General features: G+C 60.5%; 24 protein-coding genes and 1 rRNA gene. 12 read left to right on the plus strand and 13 right to left on the minus strand.

Translation table 11 applies throughout. The annotated features are described in order from the left end of the window. Positions 1-133 precede the first annotated feature (133 nt). Positions 134-1,594: ribosomal RNA gene (locus V0U79_RS12825) — 16S ribosomal RNA — on the minus strand. Between the two features lie 56 nt (positions 1,595-1,650). Here V0U79_RS12825 and V0U79_RS12830 point away from each other — a divergent pair. The 3 genes from V0U79_RS12830 to V0U79_RS12840 all read left to right on the plus strand — a co-directional run bounded on the left by V0U79_RS12830 (position 1,651) and on the right by V0U79_RS12840 (position 4,108). Next, a complete protein-coding gene (locus tag V0U79_RS12830) occupies positions 1,651-1,941 on the plus strand; it encodes a hypothetical protein (RefSeq protein ID WP_330199906.1) in 291 nt (96 codons plus the stop codon). A 281-nt stretch (positions 1,942-2,222) separates the two neighbouring features. Beyond that, positions 2,223-3,575, plus strand: a complete 1,353-nt coding sequence (locus V0U79_RS12835) for a DUF2157 domain-containing protein (protein ID WP_330199907.1) — start codon at positions 2,223-2,225, stop codon at positions 3,573-3,575. Further along, positions 3,572-4,108: a GDYXXLXY domain-containing protein gene (locus V0U79_RS12840; protein ID WP_330199908.1), complete on the plus strand. Its 537-nt coding sequence runs from the start codon at positions 3,572-3,574 to the stop codon at positions 4,106-4,108. The genes V0U79_RS12835 and V0U79_RS12840 overlap by 4 nt, the downstream gene beginning before the upstream one ends. Here the strand turns inward: V0U79_RS12840 and V0U79_RS12845 are convergent. Continuing rightward, entirely contained in the window at positions 4,105-4,734 is a 630-nt protein-coding gene (locus V0U79_RS12845; RefSeq protein WP_330199909.1) for a rhomboid family intramembrane serine protease, read from the minus strand. The genes V0U79_RS12840 and V0U79_RS12845 overlap by 4 nt on opposite strands. 148 nt (positions 4,735-4,882) lie before the next feature. Here V0U79_RS12845 and hfaA point away from each other — a divergent pair, with 148 nt between their 5' ends. From hfaA to hfaD, 3 genes are read left to right on the plus strand one after another with little or no spacing between them, the layout of a single operon-like run. Continuing rightward, positions 4,883-5,329 carry a holdfast anchoring protein HfaA gene (gene hfaA / locus V0U79_RS12850; RefSeq protein ID WP_330199910.1) on the plus strand — a complete coding sequence of 149 codons (447 nt, stop codon included), beginning with the start codon at positions 4,883-4,885 and terminating at the stop codon, positions 5,327-5,329. Continuing rightward, on the plus strand, positions 5,319-6,317 hold the full coding sequence (hfaB, locus tag V0U79_RS12855) for a holdfast anchoring protein HfaB (protein ID WP_330199911.1): 999 nt from the start codon (positions 5,319-5,321) through the stop codon (positions 6,315-6,317). The genes hfaA and hfaB overlap by 11 nt, the downstream gene beginning before the upstream one ends. Next, the gene (gene hfaD, locus V0U79_RS12860; RefSeq protein ID WP_330199912.1) at positions 6,232-7,461 is read left to right on the plus strand and encodes a holdfast anchor protein HfaD; all 1,230 of its coding nucleotides are present in this window, start codon (positions 6,232-6,234) and stop codon (positions 7,459-7,461) included. The genes hfaB and hfaD overlap by 86 nt, the downstream gene beginning before the upstream one ends. Positions 7,462-7,508: 47 nt before the next feature. Here hfaD and V0U79_RS12865 read toward each other — a convergent pair whose 3' ends face one another. Then, the gene (locus V0U79_RS12865) at positions 7,509-8,438 is read right to left on the minus strand and encodes a hypothetical protein (protein ID WP_330199913.1); all 930 of its coding nucleotides are present in this window, start codon (positions 8,436-8,438) and stop codon (positions 7,509-7,511) included. Positions 8,439-8,600: 162 nt separating this feature from the next. On the opposite strand from V0U79_RS12865, the gene V0U79_RS12870 reads away from it, so the two are divergent. From V0U79_RS12870 to V0U79_RS12880, 3 genes are all read left to right on the plus strand, one after another. Next, positions 8,601-9,152, plus strand: coding sequence for a PAS domain-containing protein (locus V0U79_RS12870; protein WP_330199914.1), 552 nt, complete (start codon positions 8,601-8,603; stop codon positions 9,150-9,152). Between the two features lie 60 nt (positions 9,153-9,212). After that, on the plus strand, positions 9,213-9,830 hold the full coding sequence (locus V0U79_RS12875) for a PilZ domain-containing protein (RefSeq protein WP_330199915.1): 618 nt from the start codon (positions 9,213-9,215) through the stop codon (positions 9,828-9,830). 73 nt (positions 9,831-9,903) lie between these two features. After that, positions 9,904-10,434 (plus strand): DUF4339 domain-containing protein, encoded by a 531-nt coding sequence (locus V0U79_RS12880; protein WP_330199916.1) that lies wholly within the window; start codon positions 9,904-9,906, stop codon positions 10,432-10,434. Positions 10,435-10,503: 69 nt separating this feature from the next. Here V0U79_RS12880 and V0U79_RS12885 read toward each other — a convergent pair whose 3' ends face one another. Next, positions 10,504-11,031 (minus strand): gamma carbonic anhydrase family protein, encoded by a 528-nt coding sequence (locus V0U79_RS12885; protein ID WP_330199917.1) that lies wholly within the window; start codon positions 11,029-11,031, stop codon positions 10,504-10,506. 284 nt (positions 11,032-11,315) lie between these two features. Here V0U79_RS12885 and V0U79_RS12890 point away from each other — a divergent pair, with 284 nt between their 5' ends. After that, on the plus strand, positions 11,316-12,080 hold the full coding sequence (locus V0U79_RS12890) for a PhoH family protein (RefSeq protein ID WP_330199918.1): 765 nt from the start codon (positions 11,316-11,318) through the stop codon (positions 12,078-12,080). A gap of 57 nt (positions 12,081-12,137) precedes the next feature. Here the strand turns inward: V0U79_RS12890 and V0U79_RS12895 are convergent, their stop codons facing one another. The 8 genes from V0U79_RS12895 to V0U79_RS12930 all read right to left on the minus strand — a co-directional run bounded on the left by V0U79_RS12895 (position 12,138) and on the right by V0U79_RS12930 (position 21,197). Further along, positions 12,138-13,682, minus strand: coding sequence for an ABC transporter permease/substrate-binding protein (locus V0U79_RS12895; RefSeq protein WP_330199919.1), 1,545 nt, complete (start codon positions 13,680-13,682; stop codon positions 12,138-12,140). Next, entirely contained in the window at positions 13,679-14,470 is a 792-nt protein-coding gene (locus V0U79_RS12900) for an ATP-binding cassette domain-containing protein (RefSeq protein ID WP_330199920.1), read from the minus strand. Before V0U79_RS12900 ends, V0U79_RS12895 begins: the two co-directional genes overlap by 4 nt. After that, positions 14,467-14,691 carry a DUF3126 family protein gene (locus tag V0U79_RS12905; RefSeq protein ID WP_330199921.1) on the minus strand — a complete coding sequence of 75 codons (225 nt, stop codon included), beginning with the start codon at positions 14,689-14,691 and terminating at the stop codon, positions 14,467-14,469. The genes V0U79_RS12900 and V0U79_RS12905 overlap by 4 nt, the downstream gene beginning before the upstream one ends. A 69-nt stretch (positions 14,692-14,760) precedes the next feature. Further along, positions 14,761-15,570, minus strand: a complete 810-nt coding sequence (gene cysE / locus V0U79_RS12910; RefSeq protein WP_330199922.1) for a serine O-acetyltransferase — start codon at positions 15,568-15,570, stop codon at positions 14,761-14,763. A gap of 3 nt (positions 15,571-15,573) precedes the next feature. Further along, positions 15,574-16,176 carry an NUDIX domain-containing protein gene (locus tag V0U79_RS12915; RefSeq protein WP_330199923.1) on the minus strand — a complete coding sequence of 201 codons (603 nt, stop codon included), beginning with the start codon at positions 16,174-16,176 and terminating at the stop codon, positions 15,574-15,576. A gap of 15 nt (positions 16,177-16,191) precedes the next feature. After that, positions 16,192-19,329, minus strand: coding sequence for an efflux RND transporter permease subunit (locus V0U79_RS12920; protein ID WP_330199924.1), 3,138 nt, complete (start codon positions 19,327-19,329; stop codon positions 16,192-16,194). Between the two features lie 4 nt (positions 19,330-19,333). Beyond that, on the minus strand, positions 19,334-20,461 hold the full coding sequence (locus V0U79_RS12925; protein ID WP_330199925.1) for an efflux RND transporter periplasmic adaptor subunit: 1,128 nt from the start codon (positions 20,459-20,461) through the stop codon (positions 19,334-19,336). Between the two features lie 100 nt (positions 20,462-20,561). Further along, positions 20,562-21,197 carry a TetR/AcrR family transcriptional regulator gene (locus V0U79_RS12930; protein WP_330199926.1) on the minus strand — a complete coding sequence of 212 codons (636 nt, stop codon included), beginning with the start codon at positions 21,195-21,197 and terminating at the stop codon, positions 20,562-20,564. 105 nt (positions 21,198-21,302) lie between these two features. Between V0U79_RS12930 and V0U79_RS12935 the strand changes: the two genes are divergently transcribed. After that, on the plus strand, positions 21,303-21,938 hold the full coding sequence (locus V0U79_RS12935) for a nitroreductase family protein (protein WP_330199927.1): 636 nt from the start codon (positions 21,303-21,305) through the stop codon (positions 21,936-21,938). Here V0U79_RS12935 and queF read toward each other — a convergent pair. Continuing rightward, on the minus strand, positions 21,935-22,396 hold the full coding sequence (queF, locus tag V0U79_RS12940; protein ID WP_330199928.1) for a preQ(1) synthase: 462 nt from the start codon (positions 22,394-22,396) through the stop codon (positions 21,935-21,937). The genes V0U79_RS12935 and queF overlap by 4 nt on opposite strands. Before the next feature lie 136 nt (positions 22,397-22,532). Here queF and ald point away from each other — a divergent pair, with 136 nt between their 5' ends. Further along, positions 22,533-23,651 (plus strand): alanine dehydrogenase, encoded by a 1,119-nt coding sequence (gene ald / locus V0U79_RS12945; protein WP_330199929.1) that lies wholly within the window; start codon positions 22,533-22,535, stop codon positions 23,649-23,651. Positions 23,652-23,730 lie beyond the last annotated feature (79 nt).

A 23,730-nucleotide genomic window follows, 5' to 3' on the forward strand; every position in this document is an offset into this window, starting at 1 on the left:
CCGATGACCGGGGCGCTTGGAAAGAGAAACGAAGACGGCGGCATCCGCCAAGTTTTGCTTCACGCCCGAAGGCGATCGGCTTGTCTTTAGGATCCGAAGGAAGGCCGAAGCCTGATCGATCGGAAATCCTTAGAAAGGAGGTGATCCAGCCGCAGGTTCCCCTACGGCTACCTTGTTACGACTTCACCCCAGTCGCTGACCCTACCGTGGCTGGCTGCCAGATTGGCGCACCATCTTCGGGTAGAACCAACTCCCATGGTGTGACGGGCGGTGTGTACAAGGCCCGGGAACGTATTCACCGTGGCATGCTGATCCACGATTACTAGCGATTCCAACTTCATGCTCTCGAGTTGCAGAGAACAATCCGAACTGAGACGGTTTTTAGAGATTAACTCACTGTCACCGCCATTGTAGCACGTGTGTAGCCCTACCCGTAAGGGCCATGAGGACTTGACGTCATCCCCACCTTCCTCCGGCTTGACACCGGCGGTCCCGTTAGAGTGCCCAGCCAAACCTGCTGGCAACTAACGGCGAGGGTTGCGCTCGTTGCGGGACTTAACCCAACATCTCACGACACGAGCTGACGACAGCCATGCAGCACCTGTATCCAATCCAGCCTAACTGAAGGAAAACATCTCTGTAATCCGCGATTGGTATGTCAAGGGTAGGTAAGGTTCTGCGCGTTGCTTCGAATTAAACCACATGCTCCACCGCTTGTGCGGGCCCCCGTCAATTTCTTTGAGTTTTAACCTTGCGGCCGTACTCCCCAGGCGGGATGCTTAATGCGTTAGCTGCGTCACCGAACAGCATGCTGCCCGACAACTAGCATCCATCGTTTACGGCGTGGACTACCAGGGTATCTAATCCTGTTTGCTCCCCACGCTTTCGCGCCTCAGCGTCAGTACCGGTCCAGTGAGCCGCCTTCGCCTCTGGTGTTCCTCCGAATATCTACGAATTTCACCTCTACACTCGGAATTCCGCCCACCTCTCCCGGACTCTAGGCCGCCAGTATCAAAGGCAGTTCCGGAGTTGAGCTCCGGGCTTTCACCTCTAACTTAACGACCCGCCTACGCGCGCTTTACGCCCAGTAATTCCGAACAACGCTAGCCCCCTCCGTATTACCGCGGCTGCTGGCACGGAGTTAGCCGGGGCTTCTTCTGCAGGTACCGTCATTATCTTCCCTGCTGAAAGAATTTTACAACCCTAGGGCCTTCATCATTCACGCGGCATGGCTGGATCAGGCTTGCGCCCATTGTCCAAGATTCCCCACTGCTGCCTCCCGTAGGAGTCTGGGCCGTGTCTCAGTCCCAGTGTGGCTGATCATCCTCTCAGACCAGCTATAGATCGTAGCCTTGGTAGGCCTTTACCCTACCAACTAGCTAATCTAACGCGGGCCGATCCTTCGGCGATAAATCTTTCCCCCTAGGGGCGTATACGGTATTAATTCCAGTTTCCCGGAGCTATTCCGTACCGAAGGGCACGTTCCCACGCGTTACTCACCCGTCTGCCACTCACTCCGAAGAGTGCGTTCGACTTGCATGTGTTAAGCCTGCCGCCAGCGTTCGTTCTGAGCCAGAATCAAACTCTCAGGTTGAGTTGGATCCCGACTGCGCTTGGCATTAAATCTCAAGAAAGACAGGAGCCAATTCGATGACCGGCAAGCCGGCCATAAATTGGCAATTGTCTGTACTTCTAGAGAAACGCTTTCGCGTGTCGGTATCAATTGATGGCCTGAGCCATCCGCTAGACACCGCCGCCTGCGTCTCTCTTTCCAATATTCACGATGTTAAACAAACAGATAGGTCAACTTCCGTTTCGCTATCTGGTTCGCCGCTGGGGTCCGTTTCGTGGGCCCGTCCCGGCGAGGAGCGCGGTATCTATGCCCCGCTCTCCAAAGTGTCAACCAACTTTTTCCAGAAACTTGCAGCGACCGCAGTTTGATGTGCCGACGGACAAAAGTTTGTCTGCCGGCGTCTCTTGTTGCAACGCCGTTTGGGCAAGTCTCCGGATCGTCGGAGGAGGCGCGATTATATGTATTTTCCCCTCTCACGCAACCGGCATTCAGAAAAAATGCTGTAAGGCCGCATAGGCCATGGCTGCAAGGGCTGCCCGGCCCGCCACGGCCGGTATCAGGACGCGCATTCCTTAACGTGAATCCGATTTTCGTAGCCGGGTTGGATTCCATTTTCTAGGCTTCGATTCGAAATGAGAGAGGCTTGGTCATGAGCAAATCGCGCTATCGGCAGCGGCTGCAAAAAGATCTCGATCGATGGATTACCGGTGGCCTGGTAGCAGCCGAAAACCGCGATGCCATTCTTTCAGACATCGCCGATGCCCCTCGAGGATGGTCGGCATCGGGCGCTCTGGCGATTCTTGGCGCGGTCCTGATGGCCCTCGCCGCAATCAGTTTCGTTGCTGCCAACTGGACACATCTGGGCAATCTGGTGCGGTTGATCCTGGTTTTCGGCACCCTCTGGGCCTGCTTCCTGTCATCGGGCTGGGCCTTTGGCCGTCAACAACCGGCGCTCGGACATGCCCTCGCTTTGCTGGGCGCTGCTCTGTTCGGTGTCGCCATCGTTCTTGTGGCCCAGATATTCAATATGAGCTCCTGGCGATACACGGTTCTGTCGATCTGGGCCGTCGGCGCTATCGGCACCGCGCTTGTGATTCCATCCCGCCCGGTTCTGATTCTGGCGGCTTTGCTCGGATCATCGTGGGTCTGGGCAGAAACTTTCAATCCCTATGCGCCAGGCATTTTGTGGAATTATCTGCCGCTCTGGGCCGTCACGGTGATTGCAGCCTCCCGCATGCGTTCACTGGTGACCGCGAATCTTCTGGCGATCGGCATCAATGTCTGGATCATCTTCCTGCTCTGGGATTATGCGCAGGACGGCCGGCTGAGCGAGCTTCAGTCTTCCTCGGTGCTAATTCTCGCCTGCGGGGCGTCTGCCATGCTTTTTGCGGCTTTTCGCGACAGGGAATGGTTCGGATTTGGCGCGCTGGCCAATTGGGCGACGACCCTCGCGCTGTTTTCCGGCTTTATTGCGCAGTTTCCACTCGACCGTTTCGAGGCCCGACTGGGCCGCAACGAAGAGGCCATTGATGGCTGGCTGGAAATCGCTGGCGTATCCGGACCTGATTACTGGCTGCTGGCAGGCGCATTCATGGCGATTCTCGCAGGCGCACTCGCCTGGCGCTTCATGACCCGCCCGGCAACACGCACTCTGACCATCCCGACGCTGGCGGCCGCTTTAGCGGCATTGCTGCTGCCGAGCCTAGCCGGCTGGCTGGGGGGCGAGTCGATTCTGGTGCTGCGGGTGATCGTTGGCGTCATTGTCTTCGCCCTTGCTATCGCACTCATACTCTATGGATCTCGCGAAGGGCGCCGGTACACAGGCGGCGTCGGGATCGCGCTTTTCATTGCCCAGACCCTCTATGTCTATGGCGAGACCTTCGGGGATTTACTGGACACCTCGCTCTTCTTCCTGATCGGAGGCCTGTTGCTGTTCGGCCTGTCGATTGCGGTCATCCGGCTGCAGAAGCGAATCACGGCTGATGCGGGAGCCCCTTCATGAAGCTGAGTATCCGTCTTATCCTCGTCGCGGCTGCCATGTCGGCCTTTCTGATCGCCATGATCGCCGACCACAATATCCGCCGCACGACCGGCGACGAGGTCATCCTGAATCTGGAACCTGTGGATCCCCGGGACATTCTGGCCGGCTATTTTGTCATTCTATCCACTCCGATCCATCAGATCGACCTCGTGGAAATCGCGGGCGATGATGAGTTCTCGGTTGATGGCGATATCTATGTGGTCGTCGAGCCGGATGACGATGGCAGCTGGCAGCCTGCCGCTGTCTATTCGGAGCCGCCTTCCGACGGCCTCTATATACATGGCAAGGTTCAAACGGCCTCTGTCAGCCGCGTTTCGGCCCATTACAATCTCGAACGTTACTATGCCGACGAGGAGACGGCGCGCGCCCTGGAAGAGCGCCGCAGAACGGATCGCGCGAGCATGCGCCTCATTGTTTCTGTCAGCGGCGATGGTCGAGCAATCATTCGCGGGCTGGAGATTGAAGGCGAGCGGGTGATCGCTCCATTCCTCTAAAGACGGCGGCTTCCGAATACCGCAACAAAGAACGGATAGGTCAGCGCCCCGGCGATCAGGCCGCCAAGATGGCCCGCCCAGGAAATCGGGATGGGCGAAAACTCGCCCATAAGCGCCAGCAACAGATTGAAAGCGCCCCACGGAAGGGCAAATCGCAACATGCCGCGATAACCGCCATCCGCCCAGCCAGCAGCCGCCAGAATTCCTGAAAGGCCCGTCGAGGCGCCGATCACCGGCACGCGCAGATCCGGCGCAACGGCAATCTGCAGCGCCGCACCGGCAATCGAGCAGAAGAAAAAGAACAGCAGGAAACCTGTACCGCCTCTAATGCCGGATCCAAAGGGGCGAAACGTTCCTGCTCCGAAAGTCAGTGTCGCCATGGAATTGAAGACGAGGTGCATCAGGCCGCCATGGAGAAAGACATGGAATATGTATGGCGACCATCCGCCGAGTATCCGGTCCCCCTGGCCGAACCCCAACGCCGGCACAATCGCGCCGACATTGTAGAAGAGCAGGGTCAGCTGCGGAAAAAGGCTCTGAGCTACAAATACCGCCACAAAGCTGAGCGCGAGCGCCAACGGCAGTCGCGGGACATTGTTGAAGACGGGCTGACGGGCACGGTACATTTCTTGTTATCCTTAATCTCTTGTTTGCCCGTTCTGCCTAGGTTTTTTCCTGAACGTTCAGGATGAGCCTCAGGTCGATTGCGTACTTGGCGTCTCATCCACCGCTTAACAAGGGTGCAGCCCAATGGTTGCCCGGGAGACAAACGCCATGTGCCGTCAGGTGATTCTTGCCGCCAGCACGTTGATTGTCATGACCTCTGCGCCGGCACTTGGCCAGTCCGCAGGCGAGTTCCAGCGTCCCTGGGGCACCGATTCCACACAGAACAATCAGCCCTACCGCGCCGGAACCCGTGATGCGAATGGCAACCGGGTGGTGCTCAATGGTGTGCTGCAGACCGGCGTCGGGGTTCAGGCCCAGATGTCGGGCGTTGGTTCGGTGGGCAATGCGCCGACTCAATCCAGCCAGGGCACGGGCGAAACCGGGATGTTTTCATCGGGACGCAATTCCAGCGCCCTCGCCGTCGGCAACCAGCTGAACGTGGTGGTCCAGGGCAATTACAACACCGTCATCGTCAACTCGACCCAGGTCAATAACGGCACAGTGACGGCGACTTCCAGCACCGGCAGCGGTGAGGACGACGAGAATGGCAATTAAGCGACTGACTATCGCTGCTGTGGGTGCCCTGCTTCTTGCGGGGTGCGCGGTGACGCCCAATTCGGGCTTTGACGGCCGTTATGCCAATCCGATCGGCAACGCGCCGGTGACGACCAATCCCACGCCCTATTCCGAAGCGCTGGTCTGCCTTGGCAATTCCGCGCGCGCTCAGGGGCGCCCTTCCCCGCGCATCGCGGTTGGGCGGATTTCGGATTATACCGGTGCGGGCAACCCGGAAGGCGGTGGTCCAGCGATCACCCAGGGCGCTTCGCTTATGGCGATGTCGGCGTTTGCAAAGGCCGGGATCAACCTGGTCGAACGCTTTGATACATCCGTTGCCGAGCTTGAACTGCGTTATGCCAATAACCGCCTGATTGGCGATGCGGCCGAAGAAGACGGTTTTCGCCTGATCCACGCCGGCAGCATTCCCGGATCCAATTATCATCTTGTCGGCGGCGTCACCGAGCTCAATTACAATATCCGCTCCCAAGGTCTCGACTTCCTTGGCGGGGACCGGATCGATTCCGACCCGACCGGCGTTTTCAATGGCCGCCTTTACGTGATGAATGTTGCCATTGATCTGCGCCTCGTGAATTCCGAGACGCTGGAAGTGGTCGATGTAATTTCCTACCAGAAGCAGATCATCGGCCGCGAAGTCAGCGCCGGTGTCTTCTCCTTCTGGGGTGATGCCGTGATCGACATTTCCACCGGAGGACGCTCGCTCGAGCCGATTCAGCTGGCTGTGCGCTCACTGATCGAACGCGCTGTCCTCGAGTTCTCGTCCACCCTTTACGGAATTGAAGCGCGCAGCGTCTGCGCCTTTGACGATCCGCTTGGCCTGACCAACGGTTCCGGCGGCGTCAATCCTCACACCTCTTATGCCTCACGGCCTGGAGCCTCGAATGTCCAGATACGCCAGAGCGTTGACCGCGGGCACGAGCAGCGCGATTCTGCTGTGCGCCGTGGCCTCCGCGGACGATACGACTGAGATCCTGAACGGGCAGATCAATCTGCAAGCACAGGTGAACGCAAACGGGCAGGTCGTTGCCGGTCAGACCGGTAATGTGAACCTGACGGCCGTTGGTGCTGGAAACATGCTGGATGTCGAAACCCAGACCAGCCATGACGTCACCAGCGATCAGCAGTTTGGCGGCTTTGTTACGTCGACGGCCACGACGTCCGGAGTGGAACTGACCGGTACCACAACCACCACGTCCAGCGCCTATGGCAACAGTGCCGTTCTGGAACTGCGCGGTGATAGCGATATTGCGATCACCCAGTCCGCCACAGACGGATCAAACGTGTTTTCCGGCGCTTCGCTGAATGTGGACGGCTATTCCTTCAGCAATATCACTGCCGCAACCGCTGCCGCCAATGCGGTCGAGACCGTTGGCTCCTATGGTGGCATTGAAGGCCCGATTTCACAGGATTCCGGCGCGGCCGTCGAAGCCCGCGCCAATGTCGAGGCCCGTACTGGCGGTCTGGGCGAGTTTTCGGTGACTGCCGCAACCGCCTCTGGCAATGCCATCCGCTCGGAGGGCGATGAGTCCTCGGTCATTCTCGCTACAGATCAGGCCAATCGCGGCGCAGTGCGGGCTTCCGCGCGCGTTAATGCAGGCGGTGGCGGTGTCTTCACGACAGTCGCAGCACAGGCGCAAGGCAATGGGCTCGATATCGCGACGGAGTGGGCCTATGGCGAAGCCCGCGGCACGCAGGTCAATAGCGGCACGACAGATGCCGAGGCCAATATCAATATCGGCAATTTCGACAATGAGAGCATTCTGGCTTCGTCAGAAAGCCTAGGAAACTCTGCCATCCTGACCAATCTGGGAACTGACACATTTCTGGGCCTCGCCCAGACCAATACGGGCGGCGTCAGTTCGATCATGCGGTTTGACGGCAATAATGGGGGCGAGGTGATTGGCTCCTCATCAGCATTCGGCAACGCGGCCACCAGCTGGGGCTGTCAGGCCTGCCCCGACACACAGACCGAGGGAACGATCAACCAGGTCAATACGGGAACGGTCAATTCAACCTTCCAGACACAGTACCTGACAGGTTGGGGGACAACCGGAACGGCGACCGCCATTGGCAATTCCGCGACCTTTGTCATCCAGGACAGCGGACAATAAAAAAGCCCCGGCATTGCCGGGGCTTTTTCTTTCAATTGTGATCCTGATCAGCGGTAACCGCCAACGCCGCCATCCAGCATCAGTGTCATATTGCTGGTGTTGACGATCTCGCGGCGCTGCTCGACCATTTCGGTATAGCGCTCCTCGCGGCGGACATAGACCAATTTCACGCCCGGACCGTAAAGGCGCAGCAAGGACCGCTCATTGCAATTGCGGCGCGCTTCCTGGGTCGCACAGAAGACACGGCCACCCTCGCCATGACGCAGCGCTTCGCCTTGCGAACAGACCATGGAGAAGGCGTCGTCGAAAACATCTTCGCCGTCGATCCGCCAGCCGATCGTCACCTGCATGAATGTGCCGGACATGCAGCGGAAGAGCTCACCTGAGAAACCTTCCTCAACGCGCTCGCCAGGATCGGGACGCGAGGCCGGGTGCGGCGTACCACGATCATCCATACAGACGGCGCGAATGACGCGCCATTCCTCGAGGATGCGGGTGCGTTCCTCTTCGACCATTTCAATTTCAACCAGACCCGCAACATTCAGCCCGTTGATCGCCGTGGCTGGAGGAGGCGCACCAAAACTGCCACCGCCGCCGCCCAGCGAAATGATGGTCGTGCCGCTGCCGGCGCGGCTGCCTGCACCCGCCCCGGCGCCGGAATTGGCACCCGCATTGGCATTGGCGTTCGCATTTGCGCCAGCGTTGACGTTCGTCGTGACATTGACGTTGGTATTGACGTTGACGCCGACATCGATGCGCGGACCGTAAATCCGGATGTCCGGCGTGCGGACACGATGCCCGCCTCCGCCACTACAGCCACCATAGCTGCCTCCGCCGCAACTACCGCCTCCGCCATAGTTGCCGCCTCCGCCGCCGTGACCTCCATGGCCACCACCGCCACCGGCGAATGTGGGCGAACCAATTGTCAACGCCAGAGACGCTGCAGCAGCCAGAACGTAAATTGGCGACGTGCGCATGGCCGTCCTCCTGTCATTTCCGCGAGTAAACATGGTTCGGTGCGCGTTCTCCACGCAGGCGAACCCCTACTCTCGCGACAAGCGTATGGCCCAAGGATTGAAATTGCGTTGCCAAATTGACCGATCCCGGCACAGGCCGCGTAACAAAGAGTGACCGTTGAAATGCTGCACAGCCATTCCAGAACCCTGGTTTCTTATTGGGACTCCCGGCGCCGGGAAGCTTCAGTGCCCGCCCGTGCCGATATCGCGGCCGGCGAGTTGAAGGCCATTCTTGGAAATCTCTTTATGTTACAGAGGCATGATCCATCCCATCATGTCTTCCGCCTGGCGGGAACGCGACTGTGCGATCTCCATAACCGTGAATTGCGGGACCAGAACTTCCTGTCGCTCTGGCGTGGATATGACCGTGCGCAGATGAAGCTGCTGCTGGAATCTGTCCTCGCCAACCGGGCCCCGGCCCATGCCTATGCGACCGCGGAAACGCTGAATGGTGACAAGATCGAGGTGGAAATGGTCTTTACGCCGCTTGCCTCGCGCGCCGGACAGGTCGACCGGATACTCGGCCTGTATCAGCCCCTGCAATCACCTGACCGGTTCCGCAAGAAACCCGTCATCCGCCATGATCTGACCCGGATCACACTACCGGTGACCCGCAACTGGGCCCTGCCGGAGACGCCGCCACCGCCGGTTCCAGATCCTGCAAATGATGCCTAATCCTTCAAAGGGTTCTTAACGCCCTTTTGCCATACTGCCTTGCCAGAAGAGGTCAGGATTATGGCGGAAACTTTCACACGTCTCGATCGCAGGAAAATCCGTATCGCCGCGCGCGGTGCCGAGGAAAGACGGCGTCATCGCCGCCTGCCGCTGCACCTGCACGGGCGTTTTCTCGATTCCCGGCATCAGGAAGAGAAGTGCCGGCTGATCGACATTTCGCCGGGCGGCGCCAAGGTCGCAACGCGCGTGCCGCCCATGCCGGGCGATTTCGTCGTGCTTCTGGTTGACGGGCTGGGCCGTCTGGATGGCCGCGTCCTGCGCAAGGGCGATAACTGGTTTTCCCTGCAATTTGCGGCACATGCGCGCAAACGCGACCGGCTGGCCGACGCCATCACCTGGCGCTTCAACATGCAGCGCCTGGGCCTCGAGGAAGACCGTGCCGCGCCGCGCAAGGAAGGCCGCGGCCGGGCCAAGATCCATTTCGCCGATGGCGTGGTCATTGATGCCGATGTCATTGACGTTTCGATCTCCGGCGCAGCCTTTGCCTGCCTGGAACGCCCGCGCAAGGGCGAAGAGGTCCGCGTGGGCGAAATGCGCGGTCATGTCGCCCGCATCTGGGATGGCGGATTTGCCGTCGCCTTCATGCCGCCGAACGCCGCCTCCGCCAGCGCTGCATAATCCCTGACATTTGGCCTCATTCTTGCCGCGTGACCGGTCTAGGAATGGAGACCGTCTTAAAGTGGCGCATGTAATGAGTATCGAAAACGGCCAGGCAAGAACGTGGTTTGTGAAGGTGGATGGGCGCGTCTACGGCCCCTACACATCTCCGCAAATGCGCGGCTATGTGTCCGAAGGGCGCGTCGCGGAATACACGCTGGTCAGCGTCGAACGTGATGGTGACTGGAAACCGGCTGGCGATGTCGAGATCCTGAAGAGCTGGATCGATGAGAACCGTCAGGTCGCCATGGCGGCAGCCTCGACCGAGGACCCGGCCAATCTGCTCGTCATCACCGAAGTAAAATCAGGCGTCAGTGACGCTGTGGCCTCTGTTCTAGGCCGTTATGGCGAGGCTGTTGATATCGTGCCCGGCGTATGGTTGGTGCGTGCCCGCACGACGGCCTCGGCCCTGCGCAATGACCTTTCCCACCTGCTGGACCGTGAAGACCGGCTGATGGTGATTGATGCCAGCCGCGACCGCTCTGCCTGGTTCAACTTCGCCACGGATATCGACGCAAAGGTACGTGAATTGTGGCGTGGAGAGACCGGCGACAGCGCCGGCTAGCTTGCCCGGGCATTCTTATGCTGTGAAATACGGGCCTGCCCCTGTTTCAGATGTGTTCCCGATACTGTTTCAAACCGGCTTGAGTCCCGCTTCGTGACGTTTCCAGTTGGCGACGTAATGATCGGCTGACGCCTTCAGTATTTCGTACATGTCGGCATCCAGTGTCCGGATCACTTTTCCCGGTGATCCGACGACGAGGGAGTTGTCGGGGATCTCCTTGCCTTCCGGCAGCAGGGTATGGGCGCCAATGATGCAATTCGTACCGATCTTCACACCGTTCAGCAGTGTCGCGCCGATTCCGATCAGCGAATAATCGCCAATCGTACACCCATGCAGCATCACCCGGTGACCGACGGTGACGCCCTTCCCGATCTCCATCGGAAAGCCATGGTCTGTGTGCAGTACCGAATTGTCCTGGATATTGGTGTCCTCGCCGATCGTGATGTCGTCGACATCGCCGCGGACCACCGCATTGTACCAGACGCTGGAATTTTCCAGCATCGTTACGCGGCCGATGACATGGGCGCCCGGGGCAACCCAGTAATTGCCTGACTCGGGGACGCTCGGCGTGTGATCGTCAAGGGCATAAATCGTCATGTGGCTCTCCGGACACGATGTTGATGAAAGTGATGCGACGGGGGCGCTTAAGGTTTGTTCACCATACTAGACTGATACTGCGTATGCGATTCGACATTGTGTTGCATCGCAGACGCTTCGAAGAGGAGGCGAGCGGCCAGTGCGAGAATTACGCACCCACAGGCCTGACAACCGGGGTCCCGACCGTCCTGACTCCGCATCCCCTTCCGCGCATCTCTCAGTTCCAGTTCATCCACAACCCTCGCCCGCCGGTGAGGGTTTTTTTGTTTCAGGAGAGCCCTTCCATGGCGAAACGTTCCGCTAAGCGCCGTCAATCCTCTGGCGAGTTCAATTCCGGTCATTATCAGGACGAACAGGCCAAGGTACGTGCGCTCTTTCCGGGGACCAGTTGGTCACCAGATGAAAAGGAACCGATGCGCGACCAGCGTTATGTAAAGAACGTCAAACCGCGTTCGGAAGGACAGGCCAGGCTGATGGCCTCCATCGACAAGCATTCCATGGTGATGGCGCTCGGCCCGGCCGGCACCGGCAAGACCTATCTGGCGGTCGCCAAGGCTGTCGAAAAGCTCGAGAAAGGCGATGTCTCGCGCATTGTGCTCTCACGCCCAGCGGTCGAGGCCGGCGAAAGCATCGGCTTCCTGCCCGGCGCGATGGAGGAAAAACTCGCCCCCTATCTGCGGCCGCTCTACGACGCGCTGTCGGACCGGCTGTCGCCGAAACGACTGAAAGCGCTGATGGCCGAAGGCCTGATCGAGATCGCGCCGATCGGCTATATGCGCGGGCGCACGCTGAACAATGCCTTCGTCGTCGTCGACGAGGCCCAGAACTGCACCTACGGACAGCTGAAAATGCTGCTGACGCGTCTCGGCTGGCATTCAACCATGGTGGTTACCGGCGATCCGGCCCAGACCGACCTCTTACCGGAACTCAGCGGGCTCGCCGAGATCTCCAACAAGCTGGAAAACGTGCCGGACATCGGTGTCATCCGCCTGCAGGCCGAAGACATTGTGCGGCATCCCCTGGTTGCCTCCATGCTGGACGTGCTCTAGCGGCCAGTTAGCGATAAATGGAATGAGGCCGGCGGGGCGAAAGCTCCGCCGGTTTTCTTATCCCCCGATCTCCCCCCACAACCAGTCCGCCGCCTGTTCCGGTGTCTGGCCGTCCAGGTCCACACGGCGATTGGCTTCGCGCATCATCTCGGGCGTGATGGCGTTGACCAATGGTGCCAGCGCGGCCGCCACAGCATCATCGGCAGCGGCTTCGGGCGATAGCAGGATCATGGCGTCATAGGGCGGCAGGATGGCGCGCGGGTCTTCCAGAATAACAAGGTCATAAGCCGGGATGCGCCCGTCTGTCGTGTATGCGGTGATGACATCGACCTGACCGTCGCGGACGGCGCCATACATGAAGGTGGAGTCCATCGGGCGCGGTGTGGCGTCCTGCAATCCATAAGCCTCACGCGTGCCGGTCCATTCCGGCCGATTGAAGAAGACGGTGTCAGCTCCGATCGTCACGCGCTGGCCGGCGAGGTCAGCGATGGACGTGACGCCGAGGCGCTCGGCCCCTTCCCGGCTCATGGCGAAACCATAGGCGTTTTCAAAGCCCAGCGATCCGGGCGAATAGATGCCGTATTGTTCCAGCAGGAAGGCGTTGATGACGGCCATCATGCGATAGCGGCCGATCATGTCTTCGCGGCGCAGCGTGTTGGTCCAGAGCGTGCCGGAATAATCGATCGAGACGTCAATCTCATTGTTGGCCAGGGCATCAAAGATGACCGCTGTGCCCAGCCCGTCGCGCCGTTCCACAATGGCACCCTCGTCTTCCAGCACGCGTTCCATCAGGGCCACCAGAATGTATTGCTCGGTAAAAGGCTTTGAGGCGACGACCACTGTGCGCCCCTCCAGACCGACGGCCTCGACCAGCACATTCTCGCCGGCCTGCCGGCTTCCCGCATTGATCCAGCCCGGCGCCAGCGCCGCCCCGATCAATATGACCCCGCCCAGCGTGGCCAATCCGGCGACCATTCGATTACGTTGACGCGCGGCGATTTCGTAGTTGCGCACGATCTGGTCGAGCAGGATGGCCAGCAGCGCCGAGACGACGCAGCCAAAGAGGACCGCTGTCCAGTTACGGGTCTGCAGACCTGCAAAGATGTAATTGCCCAGGCTGGAGGCTCCGACCGGTGTTGCCAGAACGGCCGCTCCGACCACCCAGACAACGGCGGTGCGAATGCCCGCAACGATGGTGGGCAAGGCCAATGGCAACTCGACCTCGATCAGGGCCTGCTGGCGGGTCATGCCCACGCCCCTCGCCGCCTCGCGGACCACCGGGTCCACGGCCTGCAGGCCGACAATCGTATTCCTCAGAATGGGCAGGATGCCGTAAAGCGTCAGGGCCACGAAGGCCGGGGCAAAACCGATGGCTCCGCCGAGCACAGGCACCATCAGGGCCAGCAGGGCGAGGCCGGGAATGGTCTGCAGCGTGCCGGCAAAGCCAAGCGCCGGTCCGGCCAGCCAGTTGCGGCGGGCCGCCAGAATGCCCAGCGGCAGGCTGATCAATATGGCGCAGGCAATCGCCGCCATGGACAGGCGCATATGCCCGCCGAGATAGTCCGGCAGAACGGCAAAGGCTTCGGCGAGCTGTTCGCTCATGCGCTGTTCTCCAGCGCGGCCACCGCTTTCGCCTGTTTTGCAGGCGCGGCCAGAAGCTCCGTCACGTACGGGTCGGCCGGGCGGTTGACGAGGTCGGACGGTGTGCCGGTCTGAATGACCCTGCCACTCTTCATCACCAGAATGCGGTCAGCCAGCAGCAGGGCTTCGGCCATGTCATGGGTGACCATGACGGCAGCAAATTGAAGGCGGTGCTGAAGGGCAACAAAATCGTCCTGCAGACCCGCCCGGGTGACCGGGTCCAGCGCGGAAAATGCCTCATCCAGCAGAATAAGCGGTGGTTCAACGGCCAGAGCTCGCGCAATAGCGATCCGCTGGCGCTGCCCTCCTGACATCTGGTGAGGATAGCGGTCCCGGAAATCTTCCGGGTCCAGCCGGACCAGTTCCAGCAGTTCATCCACGCGCGCCGCAATACGGGCACTATCCCATTTCAGGAGGCGCGGCGTCACGGCGATATTCTGGGCGGCCGTCAGATGCGGAAACAGGCCATCACCCTGCATCACCCAGCCGATTTCCCGGCGCAGGGCATGGGATTCCAGTGCCAACACATCGCGGCCCTGGAACAGGATCGTGCCCGCACTGGGCTCGATCAGACGGTTGATGGCTTTCAGTGTGGTGGTTTTGCCCGAACCGGACTCGCCGACAATGGCAACCAGTTCGCCGGCGGAAACGGTCAAATCCACCGCATCAGCCGCGATAACGCCGCCCGGATAGCGTTTGGTCAGTCCTTCCAGGCGAAGGACGTCTGTTCCGATGGCGTTTTCGCTCAAACCTCTTCCAGGTCGATGTCGAGGATCGTGATCTCGAACGAATAGCTGGTTTCGCCCTCGTCAACGATCTTCTGGACCACGCCCAGGCACTCGTCGCCGATATGGATTTCGGCGCACTCATCTGCCCGTTGGCGCCGCTGGACCACCATGTCGGGGTTCAGCTTCTTCTTGAGGAAGATTTCCAGCAGTGCGGCTTCTTCTGCGGTGACGATGTTGGTCACGTGTCTCATCCCTGATGTCTGATTCTGCTCCGGACCATAGCCCCGGGGCCTGCCAAGGCAAGACCTGCCTCAGCTATCGCTTTCCAGTTGCTGGTTCATGGTCCGGGCCGGATGGTTGCAACGCCCGCCGACGGGTTCGGCCGGCACACCGGCGACGGTGCAATGGGGCGGCACGTCTTTCAACACGACAGAGCCGGCAGCAATCCTTGCCTCCTCGCCGATGTTGATGTTGCCCAGCACCTTGGCTCCTGCACCGATCAGCACGCCCTTTCCGATCTTCGGGTGGCGGTCGGTATCGGCCTTGCCGGTTCCACCGAGCGTAACCGAATGGAGCATGGAAACATTATCATCCACGACGGCCGTCTCGCCGATCACCACGCTGGTCGCATGGTCGATCATGATCCCCTGCCCGATCCTTGCGGCCGGGTGGATGTCGACGCCGAACCGCTCGGAAATCCGGCTCTGGAGATGGAAGGCAAAGGTCTCGCGCCCCTGCCCCCAGAGCCAGTGCGCCACGCGATAGCCCTGAAGTGCCAGATATCCCTTGAAGTAGAGGAAAGGCTGAAGATAGGACTGGCATGCCGGATCACGCTCCTCGATCGCCACCATGTCTGCGGCTGCCCGCGCCGCGATCGAGGGATCAGCCGCAATCGCTTCTTCGACCACATCCCGGGCCAGCATGGCATCCAGCTGGGCATCGGCCAGCTTGGACGCCAGCCGGTAGGCCAGCGCGCCCTCGAACCGGTCATGGCGCAAAATGGCGGCATTCATGAAGCTGGCAAGAATGGGCTCTTCTGCGGAGGCCTGGGCAGCGGATACTCTCAAGCTGGACCAGACCGAAGACGGTCCTTCTGTCAGCGCTATGGTTTCTGCGGGCATTGTCTACTCCCGGGTCAGCATGGCCGCGGCAAGGGGGCCGTCGATCCGCCCGTTACTGGCCATGTAGTGTGCCTTGAGGATCATTGCCACCGAACTGAGATCACGGATCTTGCCGCTCATCACCCATTCAAGCGCATCGAGAAAGTGCAGGCGGCGGGTTTCGATGATCTCGGTTCCTTCCGGTTCCGGCTCGCCTTCGACAAGGCCGGTGGCGAGATAACCAAAGGCCACTTCATCGGTGAGCGAGTTTGAAACCTCGGCCTGCAGGATTTCCTGCCAGTACGCAGCGGTCAGTCCGGTTTCCTCTTTCAGTTCGCGCTTTGCGCCATCAAGAGGCGGGTCGGATTTGAGACTACCGCCTTCCGGAATCTCCCAGGAATAATTGTCGAGGGCAAAGCGGGGCTGGCCCACCAGCATGATGGTGCCGTCTTCAAACAAAGGCAGGATCAGGATGGCATAGCCTTTGGGCGACATGACACCGTAAGTGCCGGGCTTTCCGTCCGGCCGGATGCCCTCATAGCTATTGAGCTCCAGCCAGGGATTCTCGAATACGGTTTCCCGCGATGTCACCGTCCAGCCGGCCCGCTTCATTTTGTGGTCCATCATGTCCGCAGGGTTGGCCTATTCGGCCGGCTGCATCAAGGCTCCCCGTCTCACGCGCTTCTTGAGGCGGGCATGGAATTCCCGGCGTTTCTGCCGGGCTCTGGCCAGCATGACAAAGGCCGCCGGAGCGAAAATCAGCGCCAGTAAAGCAGATCCGGCGACACCGCCGGCCACGGCGGCTGCAAACGGTAGCCAGAAGCTGTCACCCGACAGGATCAGCGGAACGAAGCCGCCAATTGTGGTCAGCGTCGTGGAGATGATGTGCCTTGTGGCATCCACCACCGTGTCCTCGATCGCCTGCAGGTCCAGCGCATTGGCTGCCGGATTGGCGCGCAGGGCGGACAGCACCACGATCGTGCCGTTGATCGACAGGCCCACCAGGCCCATCGAGCCGACAATGGCGTTGAATCCCAGCGGCGTGTTGAACATCCACACGCCGAAAAGGGCAAGGCCGACGCTGAGAAATCCGGTCACAAAAACCACACCGGCCAAGCGGAAGGAATTGAAGGCCAGAACGACCGAGCCGATCATCAGGATGAGAAGCGGTCCGGCCGTGCCGAACAGATTGCCGATCGCATCGCCGCGCGCCTCGGCCTCGCCACCGATCTGCAGGGTATAGCCGGGCGGCAGCTCGACACCGGCAGCGTCAAGGCGAGCCATGAAGTCCTCCAGCACTGGCGCTGGCAGGCTGAATGGCTCCAGATAGGCGTAGATCGGGTTCATGCGCTCGCCATCCTGACGGCGTATACTCGCCACTTCCGGCGACAGGCCGACACTGCCCAGAGCCGAGACCGGGGCTGACAGAATGCCACTATCCGGCTCGGTCAGGAGCGGTGCAGAGGACAGGTCGCTGACGCTGGCACGGCGGTTCTCGGCGGCGATGACGCGAACCGGCATCTCTTCGACTCCCTCGAGAATACTGCCTCCGGGTACACCATCGAAGTCGGCCCGCAGACGGCTCGCCAGATTGTCGAGGCGGATGCCCGCCAGCTCTGCGGAAGCCTCATCAACATTTACCCGTGCGACCGGCTCGCCCATGCGCATGCCGGCAACGGTGGCCGTCACACCCGGCGTTGCTGCCAGGATGTGGCGGATTTCATCGCCCAGACGGTCGAGGGTTGCCAGATCAGGCCCGAAGATTTTCAGCTCAATCGGTGCGGCAGTCGGCGGGCCCTGCTCGAACGGCAGGGTCAGGAAACGCGCCTGAGGAAAGGCTGCAATCATATCGTGCTGCAATTGCGGCAGCAGATCATGCGTCACTTCCGGTGACGCTGTCCGGACCCAACCGGCGGCCAGATAGGGGGCGGCGCTCTCATTGCCGATGACATTGTAATAGGTGCGAGGCGGGCTTTCCCCCAGCGTCCAGCCGACATCGATCACGCCGTCATAAGCCTCGATCAGTTCGGTTGCGCGCAGGACCTGACGCTGCGTTTCAGCAATCGAGGTGTTGGCGGGCAACACCATTTCGATCTGGAACATGTCGCGATCGGTTGGCGGGAAGAATTGCATGGGCAGGGTTGTAGCTGCGGCGAAACCGGCCACGGGGAGGATCACGCCGCCCACCAGACCGACCCAGGGGCGGGACGTTACGGCCTGAAGAATGCCACGATAGAAATATTCCAGTGGCTTGAAGCGAAGACCATCGCGCAGGAAGGATTTCCGGCCCTCTGCGTAATTGTCGTGGTCGAACCAGCCCGCGAATGCCGGAACCACGGTCATCGCCAGAATGAAGGAGGCGACGACCGCGAAAATGACGGATACGCCGATCATGCCGATGAATTCACCGGCGGCACCCGGCATCAGGGCAATGGGGGCAAAGGCAAAAACGGTCGTCAGCGTCGAGGCCAGCAGCGGGCCAAACAAATGTTTCAGCGATTTGTTGATGGCATCCAGCGGCGGCAGCCCCTTGGCTCGCATCAGCTGGTATTCGTCGACCACGACGATGGCGTTATCGATGAGCAGGCCCAGCGCCACGACCAGGCCGGTCACAGACATCTGGTGCAGGGGCTCGTCGAACACCCGGATCAGGAACAGCACGAAGAGAACGGTCAGCGGCAGCGCTGAACCGACGATCAGAGCCGCGCGCCATCCCATCAGCAGGAAGAGAACGGCAAAGACGATCAGGGCCGAATAGCCCAGATTGACCGAGAGCCCATTGAGGCGTGCTTCTACGTAATCCGACTGCGCAAAGACGATATCGACAATCACGCCCGGATTTTCCGCCGCGAAGATGTTCACCACTTCGCGGGCGCGATCTGACCAGACATCGACACGCAGCTCCGGCTGCAGGAAGCCGGCGACATAAACAACGCGATCGCCGTTGAAATAGGCCATGGCCTGTTCCGGCGTTCGCACGCCGCGCTCGATCTCGGCAATATCTCCGAGGCGGACGAACTGGCCATCATCAGACTCGATCACCGGCACGGTACGGATCCGGTCCAGGGTTTCGAATTCGCCACCGATCTCGACATTCAGATTGACGTCGCCCGTGCGCAATTCCCCTGCGGGCGTTTTGGCGTCGGCCTGGGACACCAGCCCTGCCAGATCGCCCACGGTCAGCCCCAAGGCTGCCAGCGCATCGGGGTCTGCCAGCACCCGGATTTCCTCCTCGGCAATGCCGAACAGGCGGGTCTCCTCGGTGCCGGAAATATTGGTCAGGCGGTCTTCCAGATCACCGGCCAGCCGTGACAGAATCGCCATGTTGGGATCGCCATCCGCGCGCCAGCCCAGTGAAACGATCATGGTCGCCGCACCGATATATTGACGCCGAACGTCCGGCGTCCCCGCTTCGGCGGGAAGAACCGGCCGGACAGCATCCACCTGCTCGCGGATTTGGGTCCAGGTCTGATCAACCTCGGTGGCGGAAAGGTCCTCACGGATGTTGATATTGATCAGCGACATGCCCGAACGCGACGTCGAGACCACCTCGTCGACCTCGGGCAGTTCCCGGATCGAATCCTCGATAGGATCGGTGATCAGTGCTTCGACCCGTTCCGCCGATGCGCCCGGAAACGGCGTGACGATAACGCCGAACCGCTCGGTCAGACTGGGGTCTTCCTGCCGCCCCAGCGTGAAGAAGGCTCCCAACCCCGCAATGACCAGCAGAATGACGGCAAGGATGGAAAGGCGCGAAAAGCGGTAAAAGAGCGTTGCCATGGGTCTAGCCTTCCACCGGAACGACGCGTTGGCCCGGTGTCACGCGCTGAAGGCCAGCCGCCACGATCAGTTCGTTGTCGCTGACCGCCCCGCGAACGAAAGCCCGGTCGACCTCAACCCGCAGCGTTTCCACAACGCGCGGCTCCAACATCCAGTTTCCGGTCTCATCCTCGACCAGGACCTGTACCGACCAGAGCCCGCGGCGGGCTTCTGTGAGAGCGCTCGTCGGCACCCAGAAACCACGCTCACCAATCCCGGTTTCCAATTGCAGACGGGCAACCTCGCCCGCGCGTGCCGGACCTGACGAAATGTCGAAAAGCGCGGTGATTGTGCGGGTCCGGACGTCCACAACCCCGGTCGAATTACGGAAAACCGCTTCTATGCGGCCAGCATTGGTTTCGAATGCATAGGTTTCGCCGACAATAAGCGGAGCGGCCGCGGCAACCGGCAGGCCGATACGGATTTCCAGAGCCGTGTCCTCGACCAGACGCAGGACCGGGCTTCCGGGGGCAGCAATAGCCCCCTCGTCCGCCATTCGAGCGGTCACAACGCCGCTGAAAGGCGCGGTCACTTCGGCCAGCGCCAGCTGGGCGCGCAGCGCATTGGCCTGTGCGGCGGCGGCGGCGCGACGCGCTTCAGCCGCTATCGTCGTGGTCGCGACCTCGTCGAGGCGCTGTTGGGAGATATGGCCCCGCTCCAGCAGGATTTGCTGGCGTTGCTGCGTCGCCCGCGCAATCTCAACCTGGGCCTGGGCTTCATTCGTCTGGGCATCTGCGGCAGCGATCTGTGCGCGCAGCGTGCTGGTATCGAGAACCGCGAGGCGATCTCCCGCTTCAACCCGGTCACCGACATCGACCGCCATTTCAGCAATCCGGCCACCGCTTTCAAATCCAAGATCACTCTCGCGGCGCGCCGTGATCAGTCCCGGATAGGCCTCGCTGATCGCCGCATCATCCTGATGGACGACCCGCAGCACATTTACCGGCAAGGCACCCGGCTCGGCGTAATGGACATCTGCATTGGCGGCCCGGGAAGCTGATACCAGAAGGACAATGGCTGCGATGCCCAGCGCCGCAGCAATTACAGCAAAGCCCGCACCAAGCGATTGAAGGCGATTTCTGAGAGCAGACATGACGGAGACCCCTCACGAACAAACGTTGAGCGATCACATAGGGCATCTAATGCCGTTTGAAAAGTGAACAATGTTCACTTTTTTGCACTCATGCCTGCTCTCAGGCAGAAAGTCCCCGTATAATCATGTCAGTATGGAAATCGATGACAGCGTCGCGCGTGACGTGTTCCGAGCCTGGCATGCCTTGCGGAAAGTCTTCGATGGAGGCCATCAGTGTCGCGATTCCATGCACGCTGGCCCACACACTTTTCGACGCCACCATTGGATCCATGTCCCGGAAAAGTCCCTTTTCGATACCGGAACGGATCATGCCGCAGAGCTGTTCCTCGGCATGGAAGGCAAACGAGTTTTCATCCGGCGTTTCGTCCTTCTTCCAGAATGAAAACGCCATCAGGTAATGGTTCGGCTCTTCCAGCGCGGTCTCGATATAGACGCGGCCACAGCGGGCACACAGAACGTGTTCGTCCCCGCCGCCTTCAGCCGCTTCATTCATTCGCCCGATCAGGCGCTCGAAAAACAGCTCCCGCATTTCCGAGAACAAAGCTTCCTTGGAATCGAAATACTTGTAGATCGCCGCTGGCGAGTAATCGATCGCTTCAGCGAGACGGCGCATGGAAATGCCCTGCTCACCTTCCTTCGTGAATAGCGTCTCGGCCGCCTCGATAATAGCGTCGCGGACTTTCAGCCTCCGGCGCTCGGCCGGGGTGAGGCTATCAATGGCTACATCTGCGTTCATTGGCTTCCCAAGTCTTTCCTGCGGCACAGTTCTGGCGCTGCGCTGACCACCCATATAAGGTCGCAATTCCAGAATCGTCAAAATCTTGCGACAGGATACCTCCCCATGAGCTCTCCCGAAGATGCAGAATTTACGCCGGAATTTCCCGAGCAGGGAGAACGCCTTTCGCCGCACCATAAAAGCGCCGAAGCCCTGACCCTTCTGGCGCGGCGCAGATCGACAGCCGCCATCGCCATGCGCGAACCCGGACCCTCGCCAGAAGAACTGGATACGCTGTTATCGATCGCTGCCAGAGTGCCCGACCATGGCAAGATGGCGCCCTGGCGCTTCCTGCTATTCCAGGGCGAAGCCCGCCTCGTGATTGGCCAGATCATCGCCAAGATCTGGGCGTCGGAAAATGAGGCCGATGAAGCCCGGCTGGCGCTGGAAACCAGCCGTTTTGTCCGCGCTCCGCTGGTGATTGGTGTCGTCTCCCATGTTCTCGAAAAACACGCGATTCCGGAATGGGAGCAGATCCTGTCGGCCGGAGCCGTCTGCCAGAACCTGCTGCTGGGCGCGCAGGCCATGGGCTATGCCAGCCAGTGGCTGACCGAATGGTATGCCTATCATCCGCTGGTCAAGGACACGCTGGGCCTGAGATCCGGCGAGCGGATTGCCGGCTTCATCCATATCGGCTCGACGGATGACGAGCCGGTGGAGCGCCCGCGTCCGGAAGCGCAGATCGGGGTCTGGCGCGGCTAGCCCCGGCCGCGATAGGGCGCCACGCCCTGATCGGGCAACCAGACGCCATCGGGCGCTTCGCCTGTCTGGAAGAAAATATCGATCGGGATGCCCCCGCGCGGATACCAGTAACCGCCAATCCTCAGCCATTTGGGCGATAATTCATCGATCAGGCGCTGAGCGATCATCATGGTGCAGGCTTCATGGAAAGCGCCATGATTGCGGAAGCTGGTGAGGTAGAGCTTCAGCGACTTTGATTCGACGATCCACTGGTCCGGCACATAATCGATAACAATGTGCGCAAAGTCCGGCTGACCGGTCACCGGGCAGATGGATGTAAATTCCGGACAGGTAAAGCGGACGAGGTAATCCGCCTTTGCCGGATTTTCCACGCGCTCCAGTGCCGCTTCTTCAGGTGAGGCCGCTATCGCGCCTTCACCGCCCAGCATGTTCAGCTTGTCATATCGTGTGTCGCTCATGGCGGTTTCACTAGGCGGCACTTCACATTATTGCAAGCTGCGCATGTCGGGCATGGTCAGAGCGGAAATTGCCATGTAAGAGGGCGAAAATTTGATCATAACCGCCGGTCGCGCGGGAATTTTCGGGAGCTTTCTGATGCGCGTTGGGACACCAAAGGAAATCAAGGTTCGTGAAAACCGGGTCGGCCTGACGCCTGATGGCGCAGCGGAACTGGTTCGTGCCGGTCATGAAGTGGTCGTCGAGACCAATGCCGGCGCGAATATCGGCTTTACTGACGCGATGTATGAAAAGGCCGGCGCAAAGATCCTGCCGGATGCGGCCGCCGTCTTCGGCGAAGCCGACATGATCGTGAAGGTGAAAGAGCCCCAGCCGTCCGAGACGGCCATGCTGACGCCGGACCATGTGCTTTTCACCTATCTGCATCTGGCACCCGATCCCGTGCAGACCGAAGGCCTTCGCAAGTCCGGCTGTATCGCCATTGCCTATGAGACAGTGACCGATTCAGACAATCGCCTTCCCCTGCTGAAGCCGATGTCGGAAGTGGCCGGCCGCATGTCGGTCCAGGTCGGCGCACACTGCCTGGAAATGCGTCAGGGCGGCCGTGGCATGCTGCTGGGCGGCATTCCGGGCGTCACACCTGCCAAGGTCGTCATCCTGGGCGGCGGCGTTGCCGGCACCCATGCGGCCGAGATGGCCGTTGGTGCGCGCGCTGACGTCACCATTTTCGACCGCTCGATGAAGCGCCTGGCCGAGCTGGACACCCAGTTCGCCGGTGTTGCCAAGACCGCCTTCTCGACGCCGGCTGCCGTGGAAGCGGCCTGCCGCGAAGCCGACCTCATCATCGGTGCGGTCCTGATCCCGGGCGCCGCTGCGCCCAAGCTGGTCACACGCGACATGCTGAAAGGCATGAAGGACGGCGCCGTGCTGGTGGATATCGCCATTGACCAGGGTGGATGTTTCGAAACCTCGAAAGCCACCACGCATGATGACCCGACCTTTATCGTCGACGGTGTGGTCCACTATTGCGTGGCGAACATGCCGGGTGCGGTGGCGCGCACGTCAACGCTGGGCCTGACCAATGCCACCCTGCCCTTCATGATGGCACTGGCCAACAAGGGCGCGAAGAAAGCGCTGAACGATGATCCGCACCTGGCGCGCGGCCTGAACGTGGCCCATGGCGAGGTCGCCTATGAGCCGGTCGCCAGGGATCTGGACCTGCCCTATGTGAAGCCGGACTGGCTGACGAGCATCTAGGTTCCGGTTTTCTCCCCCTGCTTGCGGGGGGAGTGGTCCGCCTGTCCCCGCGAAAGCGGGGAAAAGGACCGAGGGGGGC

This window comes from Hyphobacterium lacteum, from assembly GCF_036330345.1.
Lineage (GTDB): Bacteria > Pseudomonadota > Alphaproteobacteria > Caulobacterales > Maricaulaceae > Hyphobacterium > Hyphobacterium lacteum.

Coding starts and splice junctions, on each gene's coding strand:
- V0U79_RS12830 (WP_330199906.1), top strand. CDS start 1,651: ATGACCGGCAAGCCGGCCATAAATTGGCAATTGTCTGTACTTCTAGAG.
- V0U79_RS12835 (WP_330199907.1), top strand. CDS start 2,223: ATGAGCAAATCGCGCTATCGGCAGCGGCTGCAAAAAGATCTCGATCGA.
- V0U79_RS12840 (WP_330199908.1), top strand. CDS start 3,572: ATGAAGCTGAGTATCCGTCTTATCCTCGTCGCGGCTGCCATGTCGGCC.
- V0U79_RS12845 (WP_330199909.1), bottom strand. CDS start 4,734: ATGTACCGTGCCCGTCAGCCCGTCTTCAACAATGTCCCGCGACTGCCG.
- hfaA (WP_330199910.1), top strand. CDS start 4,883: ATGTGCCGTCAGGTGATTCTTGCCGCCAGCACGTTGATTGTCATGACC.
- hfaB (WP_330199911.1), top strand. CDS start 5,319: ATGGCAATTAAGCGACTGACTATCGCTGCTGTGGGTGCCCTGCTTCTT.
- hfaD (WP_330199912.1), top strand. CDS start 6,232: ATGTCCAGATACGCCAGAGCGTTGACCGCGGGCACGAGCAGCGCGATT.
- V0U79_RS12865 (WP_330199913.1), bottom strand. CDS start 8,438: ATGCGCACGTCGCCAATTTACGTTCTGGCTGCTGCAGCGTCTCTGGCG.
- V0U79_RS12870 (WP_330199914.1), top strand. CDS start 8,601: ATGCTGCACAGCCATTCCAGAACCCTGGTTTCTTATTGGGACTCCCGG.
- V0U79_RS12875 (WP_330199915.1), top strand. CDS start 9,213: ATGGCGGAAACTTTCACACGTCTCGATCGCAGGAAAATCCGTATCGCC.
- V0U79_RS12880 (WP_330199916.1), top strand. CDS start 9,904: ATGAGTATCGAAAACGGCCAGGCAAGAACGTGGTTTGTGAAGGTGGAT.
- V0U79_RS12885 (WP_330199917.1), bottom strand. CDS start 11,031: ATGACGATTTATGCCCTTGACGATCACACGCCGAGCGTCCCCGAGTCA.
- V0U79_RS12890 (WP_330199918.1), top strand. CDS start 11,316: ATGGCGAAACGTTCCGCTAAGCGCCGTCAATCCTCTGGCGAGTTCAAT.
- V0U79_RS12895 (WP_330199919.1), bottom strand. CDS start 13,682: ATGAGCGAACAGCTCGCCGAAGCCTTTGCCGTTCTGCCGGACTATCTC.
- cysE (WP_330199922.1), bottom strand. CDS start 15,570: ATGCCCGCAGAAACCATAGCGCTGACAGAAGGACCGTCTTCGGTCTGG.
- V0U79_RS12915 (WP_330199923.1), bottom strand. CDS start 16,176: ATGATGGACCACAAAATGAAGCGGGCCGGCTGGACGGTGACATCGCGG.
- V0U79_RS12920 (WP_330199924.1), bottom strand. CDS start 19,329: ATGGCAACGCTCTTTTACCGCTTTTCGCGCCTTTCCATCCTTGCCGTC.
- V0U79_RS12925 (WP_330199925.1), bottom strand. CDS start 20,461: ATGTCTGCTCTCAGAAATCGCCTTCAATCGCTTGGTGCGGGCTTTGCT.
- V0U79_RS12930 (WP_330199926.1), bottom strand. CDS start 21,197: ATGAACGCAGATGTAGCCATTGATAGCCTCACCCCGGCCGAGCGCCGG.
- V0U79_RS12935 (WP_330199927.1), top strand. CDS start 21,303: ATGAGCTCTCCCGAAGATGCAGAATTTACGCCGGAATTTCCCGAGCAG.
- queF (WP_330199928.1), bottom strand. CDS start 22,396: ATGAGCGACACACGATATGACAAGCTGAACATGCTGGGCGGTGAAGGC.
- ald (WP_330199929.1), top strand. CDS start 22,533: ATGCGCGTTGGGACACCAAAGGAAATCAAGGTTCGTGAAAACCGGGTC.